Raw genomic sequence first — 14,192 nt, 5'->3', positions numbered from 1 at the left:
CTTATCTTACCTCCCGTTCCTGAGTTCGGCGGCGTTTATAAAAACCTGCTGCGCACACCTGACGATCCCCAGGGCGAAGCCGACGACGGACGATCCATAGATGATCCACATGGGGACGAGCAGCGCGGGACTTGTCTGTCCGTTATTGATGAGCGTCTTCGTCACGCTTACTGCTCCCTTGAGCCAGTAGGCGAAAACCGCGATTATAAAAATATTTACCAGTATCAGCAGCACCCTGCACGCCTTTTCCGAGAGCACCGTGAGCAGGATGTCGATGCGGATGGAGCTTTGGCGCTTGATGCAGAGGCCGATGCTTATGAAAGCCGACCATATAAAGAAAAACCTTGTGATCTCCTCGGCCCATGAGGGGGAATCATTGAAGATATAGCGCATGATGACCGAGTATGAGATGATCGCGGTGATGAGAAAGAGCAGTACGGCCATTATCGTCTCTTCCAAATGATCATTTACCCACTTGAGCATTCCATTTCCTCCTTGTTCTTTTTCCTGTCCGTTCTCTCCGACGCCGGTACCAAAGAGGGCCGGAAGCTTGCCGAAAAATCAGCTGACTCCCGGCCCCCTGTCAGATTTAGCGAATTCTATCCGCGAGGGATAATCCTATTTTGAGGCTTCCTTCACCGCGTCCTGGAGCTTTTTCACAAGATCCGCCCCGACCGCCTTGCTGATATTGTCATAGACGGGCTTTGACTTCGCCTGCATCTCGCCAAGCAGCTTCTCGTCGAGCTTTATTATCTGAACGTTGTTCTTCTTGAGAATGGCCACCCGGTCGGCGTGGCGCTTGTCGGCCTGCTCGCGGCCCCAGGTGATGACCTCGCGCGCCGCGTCGCGGACAAGTTTCTGCTCCTCCGGCGTCAGCTGGTCATAGATGTTTTTGCTCATGATGATCGTGATCGTATGGAAAAGGTGGTTGGTATCTATCACATACTTCTGCACCTCGTAGAGCTTCGTCGCGACGATGACCTCATAGGGATTCTCCTGTCCCGTCACCGTACCCTGCTGCAGCGCGAGATAGAGCTCGCTGAAAGGGAGCGGCGTGGGATTCGCGCCAAGCGACTGCCAATACTGGACATGATACTTATTCTCCATTGTGCGGAGCTTGAGCCCCTTGAAGTCCTCTATTTTGTTGATCGCCTTATTCGAGGAGAGGACGCGGAAGCCCTGGTCTCCGAAGCCGAGCATGACGATCCCGGCCTTCGCGTATTCGGGTTCGATATTCTTTTGGAACTTGTCGAGCGCGGCGCGCGCCACCTTTTTGTTCGGGAAGAGGTTCGGAAGATCAAAGACGGCGGCCTTCGGCACAAAGTTGACCTGCGGGGCGGTGTTCTGCACCACAAAGGCGAGCTCGCCGTTCTGGCAGCTCTGGGTGATCTCACGGTCGGAGCCGAGCTGTGAGTTCGGGAACGTCGCAACCTTAAAGGCTCCCTTTGACTTCGCCTCAAGCACCTCTTTAAGTTTCTGCGTCATGAGTCCAGTTACGGTGTCATCCGTGGAGTCGTTCGCAATGGCAAATTCTTTCGGAGCGGCCGTCGCCGCCGCCGCAAACAGCATGATACATAATACCGCGGTAAGTGTTGTAAGCTTTTTCATCTATTACACTCTCCTTTTTTATCCGCCCCACTCCTGGGATACGGTTATAGCCAATTATTTAATTCCATTAAATGGAAAAATTATCTAATTACCGGAAACATCTATACAATACCGCCTATTGAAAGCCCTGTCAATATACCAAATCTAAAACAATATATTTTTATATCATCAAAAATTCTTTTAAAGCTAATAAAAAGGTCATGTTCTCCATTCAAATGTTAGAAATAACAAAATATACCTTCTATAAAATAGGAAAAAACTTACCCCGCCTATTTTTCTCTTGAGTTTTAAAAATATATAAATTTGATAATAGAATACCAAATATGATAGAATATATCATTGTACATATCCAGAGAGACTATTATCTATAGAGGTGACCGAAGATGCTCACAGTATACGGCAGTATGCAGTGCCCAAAGACCGTCAAGATCCTCGGCGGCTGCCGGGAAGAGGGAATAGAGATTGAATACAGGGATATCTCCGACTCCCTGAAGCACCTATGGGAGTTTGTCGTCATACGCGACGGCGAAGAGGCGCTGGCGGCCGCGAAAAAGAACAGGCGGCTCGGCATCCCCTGCGTCATCTTTGAAAACGGCGCCATGTTCGACGGCGGCGAGGAGCCCTTCGACTTCACCGCGGTCATGAGGCGGATCAGGGAGAACATATAAAAAGACCGGCAGACCTTCCTCAGTCTGCCGGTCTTTATATATTTGGCGCGGATTCGCGGGCGGAGGCTTCAGAGCCTCTCTCCGTTCTGTTTGAAGAGGTCCACGATCACCGAGAAGTGGCCGCCGATACAGCCGAGGGCCTTTTTCGCGTCGGAGTTCCAGAGCGCGTCGATAAGTTCTTTGTGTTCCCCAAGGATGATATCGGGTTCGCGGCGCGGATATATCGAGTGCATGACGAGGCGCGTCATATCTTCGCGTATCTTCTGCCACATCAGGTTCAGCGTCGAGAGATTCATAAACTGGATTATCGTTGTGTGAAACTCCATATCGTACTTCATAAAATCGATCGGAGAATTCTTCGCGGCCTCCATCTCGTTATAGACCGCCGCCAGCTGCCCGGCGAGCACCTGGGGTTTGCCCTCCTCGATGATCTTCCTGATCGCGAAGGGCTCTATCATCTCGCGCAGTGTAAAAAGCTCGAGGATCTTTGCTATCGTTATCTCGGAAACGACGGCGCGGCGGCGCTCCTCCCAATCCACCCAGCCCTCCTGCGAAAGACGCTTCAGCGCCTCTCGCACCGGCGTGCGGCTGACGCCGAACTCGTCGGCGATCGAACGCTCCATGAGAATGCTGCCCGGCATAAAGTCACCGTTTATTATCTTGTTCTTGATGGCCTCGTAAACGGAGCTGGAGAGATTCTGCTCCCTCTTATGCCCATTGTCGTTCGGAGTAAGCCCAGTCATCACAACACACCCTCGTCAATATGCACGCCGTCTGCGTGAAATTAAATATATTGTACCCGCAATGCTATATCTTTGATATTTACGGGATACCGCCTATCAAAATATATTATCATATTTCGTATACTTCCACGGCAGTTTTATCTCACACCACAAAAAATAACGGCGCCCAAATCATAAATTGACGTCACAATAGCCCAATGGCGAATATGCCCGAATACATACGGGGCAGACGCTGCGTCACATGCCGCCGGAACCATGCCGCATTATATAATTCCAGCTTTTCGGAGTCTGACGTCATTAGCCGTTAAAAACGCCGTTCATATCTTGACGCCATATATTTTTTCATAGTACCGAATTTTACCAGATAAAGTTCGTCAAAATACTCCTCCTTGTCTTCCCAGCCCCAATGTATATATTTTGAGAAATTAAAGAGAGACTTAGGGTCTCCGTCTTTTATGATATCGATCATCTGTTTATGCTCACGCCAGAAAATCCTTTCCCACTTCAAATTTATATTCAAATCTTTGGCGGGAAAGTCGAGAATCAGGTCTCTGTATTTTAAAACGGCGGCCTTAAGAGCCTGATTAGGGCATTCGTTGATCATCAGCATGTGAAAATCGATATTTTTCGCATAGCACATTGATGTGTCGTCATTGTCAAGCATTGACGAGACCTCATTCACTATCGACGTCATACCTTCCAGGGCGTTGTCCCTTATACTGTAAAAGGCGGCCTCCAAGGCCGACGATTCCAACGAACCCGCGATTTCGTTCAATTCAATCAGCTCTTCAAAGGGCCTGTCTCTTACGACGACGCCTTTACAGGGAATGATGCTGACTATGCCCTCGGCCTCCAGCTGGATCATGCAGTCGCGGAAGGGCGTCTTGCTGATCCCCAGCGTCTCCAGAATCTCCTTCTGATTTATCGCCTCGCCCCGTCTGATCTCGCCGGAATTCAATTTCTCTTTTATAAAAGCGTATAACTGCTTGCGTATACTTTCATTGCGAATGAGTTCCAAAAAAACACCTCTTTGCCTCTTGCTAAAATTTCAACAATAGTATAACATGTTTGTGCAATACGCAGCATGCGGAATGCCGCACATCAGTAATTGTACTACATAATTTCTATCAGTTCACACAAAAAAAGGAGGCAGTCAGGATGGAGGTTTCTTTGGATATCTCTAAAATCACTGAGGCTAAGAGGATACGGCAGGTCCGCCTGGGCGCGGCCCCCGTAACACTCGAGGAGTTTGTCGCCGTCGCACGCTTTGGCGCGAAGGTAAGTTTTTCACAGGAGTACCTGGAGCAGGTGACGCGCTCCCGGCAGCTCGCGGAAAAATTTCTCACGGAAAACCGTAAGGTTTACGGCCTCACGACCGGGTTTGGCGACAATGTGCGCAAAATCATCCCTCAGGAACAGGCGGTGGAGCTTCAGGTCAATATTTTACGTTCACACTCCGTTTCCGTCGGAGAGCCGCTGAAAAAGGAGTGCGTGAGAGCGATCTGGCTGATGCAGCTTCTGAGCCTTGGAAAGGGATATTCGGGGATCAGACCGGAGACGCTTTCGCTTATCGCCGAATGTTTGAACAATGATGTTACGCCCTATGTGCCGCAGGACGGCTCCGTGCAGTATTTGGCGATAGAGGGCCAGATCAACCTCATCCTCATGGGCGAGGGCAGGGCGTGGCATAACGGACGCCTGATGAGCGGTGCGGAGGCGCTGGCGGAGATAGGGCAAAAGCCCTGGACGCCAGCTCCCAAAGAGGGGCTCTGCCTGACAAACGGCGCGAACGCCGCTACCGGCGTCAGCGCGCTGGCTCTGTATGACAACCTGATCGCGGCGCAGACTGCGGACATCGCGGCGGCGATGGCCTTCGAAGCCTTCCGCGGCACGATCCTCGCCTGTGACGAGCGCCTGCATTCGCTGAAAAAACACCCTGAGCAGGCAAACTGCGCGGCCAACATCCGCACTATGCTCTCAGACAGCGCGATCATGAAAAAATATATCCACGCCAAGGTACAGGACGCCTATATTTTACGCTGCATCCCGCAGATGCACGGAGCGTCCAAACGCTTTATAAAGGACTGCGCCGCAAATATTCTTGAAGAGATGGCCTCGTGCAGCGACAATCCCGTGCTGTTCCCCGAGGGCGGCGACGGCACCGCGCTGATGGGAGCCAATTTTGATTCCACCTTCGCGAGCGGCAGCGCCGATATTCTCTGCATGGCGGCGGCAAACCTCGCGAAGTTCTCGGAACGCAGAACGGACCGCCTGACTAACAGGTATCTGAATCAGACCTACCCCGCGTTCCTCGCCGAAAGGCCCGGCGTAGACAACTGCTACATGATAGTCCAGTATACGGCGGCGGCGCTGGTGGGCGAGATACGTTCTCTCAGCGCTCCGGCGACGGCCGACAGCGTCCCCACCTGCGCGAACTGGGAAGATCCCGTCAGCATGGGCTGGTGGGCGGCGAGAAAATCGCTGATGGTCGCTAAAAAGCTGCACTACGTGCTGGGCATAGAGCTGATGGCGATGACCCGCGCCTTCGACCTGCTGCAAAAGGAGGAGGATGGCTTCGCGAGCGCGACGAAGACCGTCCACGATAAAATCAGAGAGGTCGTCCCCCCGGTGGAAAAGGACCGCTATTTCGGCCCCGACATTGAAAACACCGCTGCGCTGGTATCCGACGGGACGATCATCGAAACCGCGGAAGAAATTGCCGGAACCTTGGCGCTTTAGAAAAGTGCCGGTCAATTCAGTTTATCAACCAAATCACTAACGTGTAATCAGGCAATCGGGTGCGCCGTCCGTCAAACGGGCCGCCGGCACAGAAGGCAAAACGCCGGAGCCATGAACAGGAACCGCCCGGGATACGGACGGCACACATAACCGACGGTTATTAAAAAACGGAAGGGAGAGACTTAACATGTCAACAAAAGAAACTTTCAGCAACAGATTATCTTTTATCTTCTCCGCGCTTGGCTGCGCCGTGGGCTGCGGCAATATCTGGAGGTTTCCCTATCTGGTCGGTAAATACGGCGGCGGCATCTTCCTGCTGATGTACCTCGTCATACTATTCGCCATCGCCTGTCCCTTGCTGACAATGGAATTTTCACTTGGAAGGCTTACGCGCAAAGAGCCGATTGCGGCCTACCAGGAGGTCTCTAAAACAAAGGGCTGGGGTATCACCGGTTTTTTGGGGATAGCCGTGTCGTTCTGCTGGCTGGCCTATCTGACTCCAATATTCGGCATTCTGGTCGGGTATTTGTTCAAATTCATGACCGGCTCTTTTGACGGTATGTCGCCCACTGAGATAGCGAACAGCTATGAGGTCTACAGAACTCAGGGCAACCTCATAGCGGCACAGTCGATGATCCTGCTCGTGATCATCGCCGCCGCGCTGCTCAAGGGGGTCAGAAAGGGACTTGAAAGACTTAATAATATATGTATGCCCTCGCTGATCATAATTCTGATCCTGCTCTGTATACGTTCATTGACATTACCCGGCGTCGGGGCTGGGCTTGATTTTTATCTGAGACCAGACTTTTCAAAATTTACGGCCGAAGCGCTGATCGCCGCCCTGGGACAGGCGCTCTTCTCCGTCGGCGTAGGCGTCGGCTGCGGCATCGTCTTTGGCAGTTACCTGCCTGACGACAAAACTAATCTCTCTAAAAACAGCATCGTCGTCTGTTTGGGAGACACGGCGATCGCCTTCTGCGCCGGGCTGATGATCTTCCCGAGCATCTTCTCCTTTGGGCTTGAACCCAGCGCGGGGTCGGGACTGCTCTTCATCACGCTTCCCAACGTCTTTGTGCAGCTGCCGTGGGGAAACCTCATCGCCGTTCTGACCGTCCTGCTATTCATGCTCGCCATGCTGACTTCACAGATAGCCTGCCTTGAGACGCTGGTCTGTTTCGCTACCGAACGTTTTAAAATTTCCCGTTCGCGCTCGCTTGCGGTGATCGTCCCCATTATGGCGGCGCTCGCCTGGCTGAACTCCGTTTCGACAGTCTCTTTCGATTGGTTTGACTGGGTGACATCATATATCTTCCTAAACGGCGGCGCGCTGATAAGCTCCATCTTCTTCGGCTGGGTATGGGGACCGGAGAGGGCGCTCAACGCCGCCGGAATAACCTCCCATCGGGAGATATGGGCCTTTGCGATAAAATATGTCGTTCCCGCAGCGCTGCTCGTCATCAATATTACAAGCCTCTGCACGCTGTAAGTAAAAGTATGGCTCTCCGCTCCGTCTCGTCGGCAAAATGATACGCGGCGGAGAGCTTTGTTCAAGTTATATCCCATTATACAGAGATGAGGAATCCGGTATGAATAAATATGATTTTGTCGGGGAATCCTTCAGCATAAACGACGCGGCCGCGAAGGCGACGGGGGCGATGAAATTCGCCTCGGATATAAACCTGTACAGGGAACTCCATTTGAAATTGATTTTGAGCGAAGCCGGCCACGCTCTGATAAAAAATATAGACGTCTCCGAGGCCGAAAAGGTCGGAGGCTACCGGGCTATATTGAGCTATAAAGATTACCGGGGGAAAAAATTCAACAGTTACAGGACGTTTCCCGATCAGCCGGACTGCCCGGAGGACAGGTACATCTTTGCGGACAAAGCCCGCTTCGTTGGAGATATCATTGCGGTCGTCGCCTGCGAGACAAAGGCCGCGGCGGAGAGGGCGGCAAGGCTGGTGAAGGTTGAATATGAAGAACTGCCGGTAATGGCCTCCCCCGTCGAGAGCCTGAGAGACGGCGCCGCGCCGATACACGAGGGCGGCAATCTGATCGAAGAATTTGAAAGGGTCCGCGAGGGGAAGCAGTTCGCCACCGGCGCGGAGGAGGCCTTCAGGGTCACGACCGACATACGGACACAGAAGATGAACCACGTCGCCATGGAGACACATTCTTATCTGGCCGACTGGAACGCACAGGACGGGGTCACCATCTGGACTCCCACGCAGGGCATCTACGGTATACGCACGGTGGTCGCCGATATGCTGGACCTGCCATATTCCAAAGTCCGTGTCGTAAAGGTCCCGATGGGGGGATCTTTTGGGGGAAAGCAGGAATTTATCTATGAACCGCTCGTCGCTTTCGTGGCCAAAAAGCTGGAGCGCCCCGTCAAACTCCATCTTACGCGGCGCGAAAGTATGATCGCGACGATAAACAGGACGGACTGCGCCACGAAAATAACGACCGCCTTCGACGCCGGCGGGCGTATACTCTCCTGCGAAGTCGACAACCTCGTCGATTCTGGGGCCTACTGCAGTTCAGGACTTGATTTCGCCCATGCCGTCAGCGGTAAGATACCGCGCCTTTACCGTTGTCCGCTGTACAGACATCGCGGCAGGGTCTGTTATTCGAATTCCCCCATCGCGGGAGGAATGCGCGGCTGGGGCAGCCCCGAGATCATGACGGCGCTGGAGCTGCATATGGATGACGCCGCGCGCAAGCTCCGGACAGCCCCCGTCGAACTGCGGCTCAAAAATGTGGTGGAGGCCGGCGACGTCGATATCTGCAACGGCATTTCGCTGGGTAATGCGCAGATTAAAAGATGCCTCAGGGAGGGCGCGGAGGCCTTTCGCTGGAAGGAGCGGTTTGCCGCGCCTCACGGACAGGGGCGCTTTCGCCGCGGGGTGGGAATCGCCTGCGGCGCGCATAAGAACGGCATCTTCTCCGGCTCACCAGACCTTAGCGGCATGACGCTGAGTATGAACGAGGACGGCACCGTCAACCTGCGAACCTCGGTACACGACGTCGGCTGCGGCACTGTACGCTCAATGCAGATCATCCTCGCAGAGGTGCTGCGTATGGACCCAGACCTCATCTTCGTCACGGAGGGCGACACCAAATTCACGCCTTATGACTGCGGAACCTACGGCAGCAGAACCACCTACGTCGCCGGCGCCTGCGCTAAAGAGACCGCGGAAAAATTTAAAGAGCTGATGCTCAGGACCGCCTCCAAGCTGCTCGGCATTCCCGCATCGGGCCTTACGCTGCGTGATGGGCGCGTGGCCGTCACGGACGCCACGGCCGGCGGCATAAGCTACAGGGAACTTGCAGCAAGGGCGATCAACGAGCTGAGCACGGAGATGATTCTCACCAATTCCTATAAAAGCGATTCCAACCCCGGCTCTTACGCGGTAAATTTCGCGGAGGCTGAGGTGGACACCCTCACCGGGCTGGTAAAGATCACCGATTTTCTCTCCGTCAACGATATCGGCCAGGCGATCAACAGGCAGATGGTATTCAACCAGATCGGCGGCGGCGTGCAGATGGCGGCCGGGTTCGCCCTCTGCGAAGATTTGGGAATAAATTCAAAGGGCGTCTCTACAAAAGATTCCCTTAAAAAATACAACACTCTCAATGCGGTCGATATGCCGGCGGTCAAGGCTATCCTCGTTGAGGAGGGCGGCGATAAGGGCCCCTTCGGGGCAAAAAGCATCGGTGAGATTTCCACCGTTCCGGGGGCGGCCGCCATCGTGAACGCGGTCAACAACGCGCTGGGTACGTCGATCAGAGAGCTTCCGCTCACTCCGGAACGCATAGTGGAAGCCTTCAGGCTGATAAAGGGGTGATGCTCGATGTTGATAAAATTTGAGTTAAACGGCAAAAGATACGAGATGGAGGCCGACCCGGCGGCGAGGCTGCTGGATTTCCTGCGCGACGAGATGGGACTTACCGGCGCTAAAGAGGGCTGCGGCGAGGGCGAATGCGGGACATGCACCGTCATCGTGGACAAGAGGGCCGTCCACTCCTGCCTGATGATCGCCGGACAGATAGACGGCAGGTCGCTGCTTACGGTGGAGGGGCTCGCAGAGAGCGACGGCAGCCTTTCACCGCTGCAGAAGGCCTTTATCAAACACGGCGCGATACAGTGCGGCTACTGCACGCCCGGCATGTTGATGTCCGCCGCCGCCCTGCTCTATGAAAATCCCGACCCTACGGAAGAAGAGATACGGACCGCCATCGCGGGCAACCTCTGCCGCTGCGGCGACTACAGCGCGATCTCGCGCGCCGTCAAAGAGGCGGCCGCGGTGCTTCGGAGCGCTAAGGAGGAGGCGTGCCCCAATGAATAACATAAGGATGTACAGCCCCCGGTCTTTAGAGGAACTTGCAACGGCCTTATCCAAGGCGACGGAACGGAGCAGGATAATTGCCGGCGGCACCGACCTTACGATCGCAATACACGAGGGAGAGGCCTGTCCAGATATCCTCATCGACGTCAGCCGCACGGCGGCGATGCGCGATATCGCCGAATATGCGGAAGAGGATAAAATTACGATCGGAGGAGCCGTAACTTTCACAGAAATGGAGAACGACCCGCTGATCAAAAAATATTTTTTCTCTCTCCAAAGCGCGGCGTCAGGTGTAGGGTCGAAACAGATACGCAACCGCGGAACGATCGGAGGCAACCTCGCAAACGCTTCGCCGGCGGGAGACATGATGCCGCCGCTGACGGCCCTGGATGCGAGAGTCGTGACCATAAACGCGAAGGGCGAAGAGACGCGCCGGACCGTAAAAGAGATCGTCTCCCCGGAAAGCCCCGCAAAGCTTAAGTTTGACGAGGCCATTATCCGCATAGAGATCCCCAAACCTCGTGAAGGTAACGTCAATCTGTTCGCCAAGCTGGGATCGCGCAGGGCCGTATCCATCGCCCGTCTAAGCGCCGCGCTCAGCGCGGAATTTCACAACGGCGTGATTACGAACCCCATCGTGATACTGGGGGCCCTGGGCAAGGCTCCCGTCGAGGCGCGGATATCCGCCTCCGCCATAGACGGCCTCCCGCTTACGGAGGAGACAAAAATCCGTTTCGCCGAAGCGATGACAAAAGAGATCGATCTGGCAATTCCCGGACGCTATTCGCAGCCGTACAAGCGAGAGGCGGTAAAGGGGCTGGCGCTCGACCTGCTTTCGCCGCTTCCGTGCTGACAGAGATACTGAGACAGGCGCGGCGTTATCCACCAGCCGCGCTTAAATTTATGATACGACCGCCATGCAGCGAGGCAAACGCGCCACGCCTTTTAATGAAAACATTGAGCGGTCCCCAAAATACAGCGCAGCGGCATTTTCCGCCTTTACATCGGACAGGAAGGCCCCTATAAATATCTGCAAAAGTAAACGACAGTTTTTTCTCCTCATCCCTGAAACAGCCTGCGGCGCATGTTGCGCAAACGACAAAAAAGACGCCGCCCGGCAATAACGGTGGCAAACCTTCAAACCTACGCCCTGCCTCATGCCCTTTATTGCTTGTATGTCCGAAAACCGCCGGAACATGAAATAGAAAAGTGATATATTTTGTGTCAGGGGGTGAAGGGATGCTGCCAGAAAACAAAGAGGCCTGCTATGAGGTATTCAAATCAAAAGACGCCAGATTCGACGGGCGGCTGTTCGTTGGTATTTCGTCCACTGGAATCTACTGTCGTCCTGTATGCAGAGCCAGACTTCCCAAATTTGAGAATTGTACTTATTTTACCACTGCCGCCGAAGCGGAGCAGGCAGGGTTCCGCCCCTGTCTGCTCTGCCGGCCAGAGCTTGCTCCGGGTAACTCCATCGTGGACGCTTCCTCAGCGCTGGCGCATAAAGCCGCGCGGCTGTTAGAGGAAAATTGCGGGAACGGACTGGGTTTGAAGGAGTTATCCTCCCGGCTGGGCTGTACGGACAGACATCTGCGCCGGGTGTTTTTAGAAGAATACCGCGTCACACCGGTACGGTATCTACAGACTTGCCGCCTGCTGCTGGCTAAGAATCTGATGACCGATACGGACCTGCCAGTGCTGGACGTTGCCATGGCCGCCGGTTTCGGCAGCCTGCGGCGCATGAATGAGCTTTTCCAGAAACAATATAAACTGTCACCTACCAACCTGCGCAAAGAAATAACGGAGAATGGCTCTCACAAAGGAGAAACCGCCATAACCGTAGCGTACCGTCCGCCCTATCGCTGGGACGCGATGCTGGATTTTCTGGCCGCCCGCGCCATTCCCGGAGTGGAAACAACGGCCGGCCGCTGTTACGCACGTACTGTCCGCCTGCAAAATCGAGATGGAAAGGTTTATTGCGGATGGGTGCGAGTAGAGCATTTTGCAAATAAAAACAGCCTGCGTGTAACCCTGAGCGATTCTTTGATTTCCATATTGACACAGGTTCTCTTTCGGGTGCGCCGCCTGTTTGATCTTTACTGCGAACCTGTATTGGTTTATGAAAAGCTGCGGGAAATGAACGAATTACGCGCCGGCCTTTGTGTTCCGGGAACCCGTGTCCCGGGGTGCTTTGATCCTTTTGAAACTTCCGTGCGGGCTATTTTAGGGCAGCAGATCACAGTAAAGGCGGCGGGAACACTGGCCGGCAGGTTGGCAGAGCATTTCGGCACTCCCATTGAAACTGGTATGGATGGGTTGAACCGGATATTTCCAACAGCAGAGGACATCCTGGCTATCGGCAAAGGCATTCAAGATCAATTTGGTCTGTTGGGAGTAACTACGGCCCGTTCTGACTGCATCCGCGCATTGGCAGAGGCGTTAATTTCCGGTGAAATCGACTTAAACCAGTGTGCCGACCCCGAACGTGAAATGGAAAAACTACAAAATATCCGGGGCATCGGCAGATGGACAGCTCAATATATCGCCATGCGGACCATGGACTGGCCGGATGCTTTTTTAGAAACAGACGCAGGAATCAGACACGCGCTTCCTGGCCGTTCGCCGAAAGAACTACTGGAACTGTCAGAGCGATGGCGGCCATGGCGCAGCTATGCGACCGTGAATCTATGGAACACCTTATAGGAGGTACCACATTGTATTATTTCACAACATATTCGTCACCGGTGGGAACGATTACATTAGGCGGCGACGGCGAAAATCTGGCAGGACTTTGGATAGAAGGACAGAAATATTTTAGTGATACAGCCCCTGAGGATATGTCGAAAAAAGATGATCTGCCGGTATTCACCGCCGCCAAGAGGTGGCTTGACCGATACTTTACAGGAAAAAAACCTCTGATCTCGGAACTTCCCCTGCGCCCTGCCGGCGGCGGGTTTCGCCAAAGGGTATGGAAGATTCTGTGTGAGATACCTTATGGCGACGTAACCACCTATGGCGCCATCGCGGGAAAGATAGCGAAACAGACAGGAAAGGAATCCATGTCAAGTCAGGCGGTAGGCGGCGCGGTGGGGCATAATCCCATCTCTATCATCATTCCCTGCCACCGGGTAGTGGGAAGCGGCGGCAGTCTGACCGGATATTCCGCAGGAATTTCGGTAAAGGTCAAACTTCTGGCGCATGAGAGTGCGGATATGTCCCGCCTGTTTGTTCCCAAGAGAGGTACGGCGCTTTAGGGAATAAAAATTTCAATGATAATTATCTGTAAATTTGATCGAAAAGGGAGCAAATAACATGATTTACTGGATCATGGCGGCATTCTGCGCATTTTTTATAAAAGGGCTTTGCGCTTTCGCCAACACCTTGGTTTTTACCACGATCCTAAGTTTCGGGAATAATAACATAAATATAACGCCGGTGGAGCTGCTGCTAGGATATCCGAGTAATTTAATCATCGGATGGAAAGAGAGAAAAGCGGCCGTCTGGAAGGTCTGTCTGCCAATGGCGGGGCTTGTGCTCCTTGGAAACATCCCGGGGATATTTCTCCTGAAAAATGTAAATCCACAGACAATCAAGGTGATCTTTGGATTTGTGATCGCCGCAATCGGAATTGAGATGTTTCTGCGCGAATCAAAAGAAAAGAAATCCAGGAAATCGAAGGTTGTGCTGGGAATTATCGGCCTGTTATCGGGCGTCCTATGCGGGCTTTTTGGAATCGGGGCGCTGCTCGCGGCATATGTGAGCCGTGTGACAGATAACAACAGCGCATTCAGAGCAAATATCTGTGTGGTTTTCTTAATAGAGAATACCTTTCGCATTATCATCTATATGTCAATGGGAATTCTGACTTTTGACATTTTGAAACAGGCAGCCGTTTTGATTCCAGCTATGCTAACCGGCCTGTTCTTAGGCATAAAAAGCAGCCAGATTCTGGATGAAAGAATAGTGAAGAAGACTGTGATTATCATGCTGCTCATTTCAGGAATCGCGCTGATCGTCAATAACATACGTATATAAGCAATCCCCAGATTACCGGGATTAATTAAACAGCTAAAAATCATGCGGAC

Annotated in this window: 14 protein-coding genes; 9 read left to right on the top strand and 5 right to left on the bottom strand. The window is 53.2% G+C overall.

Going from position 1 to position 14,192, the window contains the following annotated elements; genetic code table 11:
- Positions 1–6 precede the first annotated feature (6 nt).
- Together BED41_RS01955 and BED41_RS01950 are read right to left on the bottom strand one after the other, a co-directional pair.
- Positions 7–483, bottom strand: coding sequence for a TRAP transporter small permease (locus BED41_RS01955; protein ID WP_066742413.1), 477 nt, complete (start codon positions 481–483; stop codon positions 7–9).
- 135 nt (positions 484–618) lie between these two features.
- Positions 619–1,608 (bottom strand): TRAP transporter substrate-binding protein, encoded by a 990-nt coding sequence (locus BED41_RS01950; RefSeq protein ID WP_066742410.1) that lies wholly within the window; start codon positions 1,606–1,608, stop codon positions 619–621.
- A 383-nt stretch (positions 1,609–1,991) separates the two neighbouring features.
- On the opposite strand from BED41_RS01950, the gene BED41_RS01945 reads away from it, so the two are divergent.
- Positions 1,992–2,276 (top strand): hypothetical protein, encoded by a 285-nt coding sequence (locus BED41_RS01945; RefSeq protein ID WP_066742407.1) that lies wholly within the window; start codon positions 1,992–1,994, stop codon positions 2,274–2,276.
- 68 nt (positions 2,277–2,344) lie between these two features.
- Here the strand turns inward: BED41_RS01945 and BED41_RS01940 are convergent, their stop codons facing one another.
- On the bottom strand, positions 2,345–3,019 hold the full coding sequence (locus tag BED41_RS01940) for a GntR family transcriptional regulator (RefSeq protein WP_066742404.1): 675 nt from the start codon (positions 3,017–3,019) through the stop codon (positions 2,345–2,347).
- 304 nt (positions 3,020–3,323) lie between these two features.
- Positions 3,324–4,037, bottom strand: a complete 714-nt coding sequence (locus BED41_RS01935) for a GntR family transcriptional regulator (protein ID WP_066742401.1) — start codon at positions 4,035–4,037, stop codon at positions 3,324–3,326.
- A gap of 140 nt (positions 4,038–4,177) precedes the next feature.
- Between BED41_RS01935 and BED41_RS01930 the strand changes: the two genes are divergently transcribed.
- From BED41_RS01930 to BED41_RS16315, 5 genes are all read left to right on the top strand, one after another.
- Entirely contained in the window at positions 4,178–5,758 is a 1,581-nt protein-coding gene (locus tag BED41_RS01930; RefSeq protein ID WP_066742398.1) for an HAL/PAL/TAL family ammonia-lyase, read from the top strand.
- 187 nt (positions 5,759–5,945) lie between these two features.
- Positions 5,946–7,244, top strand: coding sequence for a sodium-dependent transporter (locus tag BED41_RS01925; protein WP_066742395.1), 1,299 nt, complete (start codon positions 5,946–5,948; stop codon positions 7,242–7,244).
- A 100-nt stretch (positions 7,245–7,344) separates the two neighbouring features.
- Positions 7,345–9,606 (top strand): xanthine dehydrogenase family protein molybdopterin-binding subunit, encoded by a 2,262-nt coding sequence (locus BED41_RS01920; protein WP_066742392.1) that lies wholly within the window; start codon positions 7,345–7,347, stop codon positions 9,604–9,606.
- A gap of 6 nt (positions 9,607–9,612) precedes the next feature.
- Positions 9,613–10,107, top strand: coding sequence for a (2Fe-2S)-binding protein (locus tag BED41_RS01915; protein WP_066742389.1), 495 nt, complete (start codon positions 9,613–9,615; stop codon positions 10,105–10,107).
- Positions 10,100–10,960 (top strand): FAD binding domain-containing protein, encoded by an 861-nt coding sequence (locus BED41_RS16315; RefSeq protein ID WP_066742387.1) that lies wholly within the window; start codon positions 10,100–10,102, stop codon positions 10,958–10,960. The genes BED41_RS01915 and BED41_RS16315 overlap by 8 nt, the downstream gene beginning before the upstream one ends.
- Positions 10,961–11,008: 48 nt before the next feature.
- On the opposite strand, the gene BED41_RS16310 is transcribed toward BED41_RS16315, so the two are convergent.
- A complete protein-coding gene (locus tag BED41_RS16310) occupies positions 11,009–11,209 on the bottom strand; it encodes a hypothetical protein (protein WP_157102229.1) in 201 nt (66 codons plus the stop codon).
- A 137-nt stretch (positions 11,210–11,346) separates the two neighbouring features.
- Here BED41_RS16310 and BED41_RS01905 point away from each other — a divergent pair, with 137 nt between their 5' ends.
- From BED41_RS01905 to BED41_RS01895, 3 genes are read left to right on the top strand one after another with little or no spacing between them, the layout of a single operon-like run.
- Positions 11,347–12,810 carry an AlkA N-terminal domain-containing protein gene (locus BED41_RS01905; protein WP_066742385.1) on the top strand — a complete coding sequence of 488 codons (1,464 nt, stop codon included), beginning with the start codon at positions 11,347–11,349 and terminating at the stop codon, positions 12,808–12,810.
- An 11-nt stretch (positions 12,811–12,821) separates the two neighbouring features.
- Positions 12,822–13,361 (top strand): methylated-DNA--[protein]-cysteine S-methyltransferase, encoded by a 540-nt coding sequence (locus BED41_RS01900; RefSeq protein ID WP_066742383.1) that lies wholly within the window; start codon positions 12,822–12,824, stop codon positions 13,359–13,361.
- A 58-nt stretch (positions 13,362–13,419) separates the two neighbouring features.
- Complete coding sequence (locus BED41_RS01895; protein ID WP_066742380.1) at positions 13,420–14,142, top strand: sulfite exporter TauE/SafE family protein; 723 nt, start codon at positions 13,420–13,422, stop codon at positions 14,140–14,142.
- The last annotated feature ends 50 nt before the right edge of the window (positions 14,143–14,192 follow it).

It is taken from the genome of Cloacibacillus porcorum, from assembly GCF_001701045.1.
In the GTDB taxonomy this organism is placed as follows: Bacteria; Synergistota; Synergistia; order Synergistales; family Synergistaceae; genus Cloacibacillus; species Cloacibacillus porcorum.
This window is presented reverse-complemented; position numbering and strand designations above follow the sequence as displayed.

Bases quoted from the DNA above. Each gene is read 5' to 3' on its own strand.
- BED41_RS01940 (WP_066742404.1), bottom strand. From the start codon at position 3,019: ATGACTGGGCTTACTCCGAACGACAATGGGCATAAGAGGGAGCAGAAT.
- BED41_RS01930 (WP_066742398.1), top strand. From the start codon at position 4,178: ATGGAGGTTTCTTTGGATATCTCTAAAATCACTGAGGCTAAGAGGATA.
- BED41_RS01945 (WP_066742407.1), top strand. From the start codon at position 1,992: ATGCTCACAGTATACGGCAGTATGCAGTGCCCAAAGACCGTCAAGATC.
- BED41_RS01895 (WP_066742380.1), top strand. From the start codon at position 13,420: ATGATTTACTGGATCATGGCGGCATTCTGCGCATTTTTTATAAAAGGG.
- BED41_RS01925 (WP_066742395.1), top strand. From the start codon at position 5,946: ATGTCAACAAAAGAAACTTTCAGCAACAGATTATCTTTTATCTTCTCC.
- BED41_RS01950 (WP_066742410.1), bottom strand. From the start codon at position 1,608: ATGAAAAAGCTTACAACACTTACCGCGGTATTATGTATCATGCTGTTT.
- BED41_RS01955 (WP_066742413.1), bottom strand. From the start codon at position 483: ATGCTCAAGTGGGTAAATGATCATTTGGAAGAGACGATAATGGCCGTA.
- BED41_RS16315 (WP_066742387.1), top strand. From the start codon at position 10,100: ATGAATAACATAAGGATGTACAGCCCCCGGTCTTTAGAGGAACTTGCA.
- BED41_RS01915 (WP_066742389.1), top strand. From the start codon at position 9,613: ATGTTGATAAAATTTGAGTTAAACGGCAAAAGATACGAGATGGAGGCC.
- BED41_RS01920 (WP_066742392.1), top strand. From the start codon at position 7,345: ATGAATAAATATGATTTTGTCGGGGAATCCTTCAGCATAAACGACGCG.
- BED41_RS01905 (WP_066742385.1), top strand. From the start codon at position 11,347: ATGCTGCCAGAAAACAAAGAGGCCTGCTATGAGGTATTCAAATCAAAA.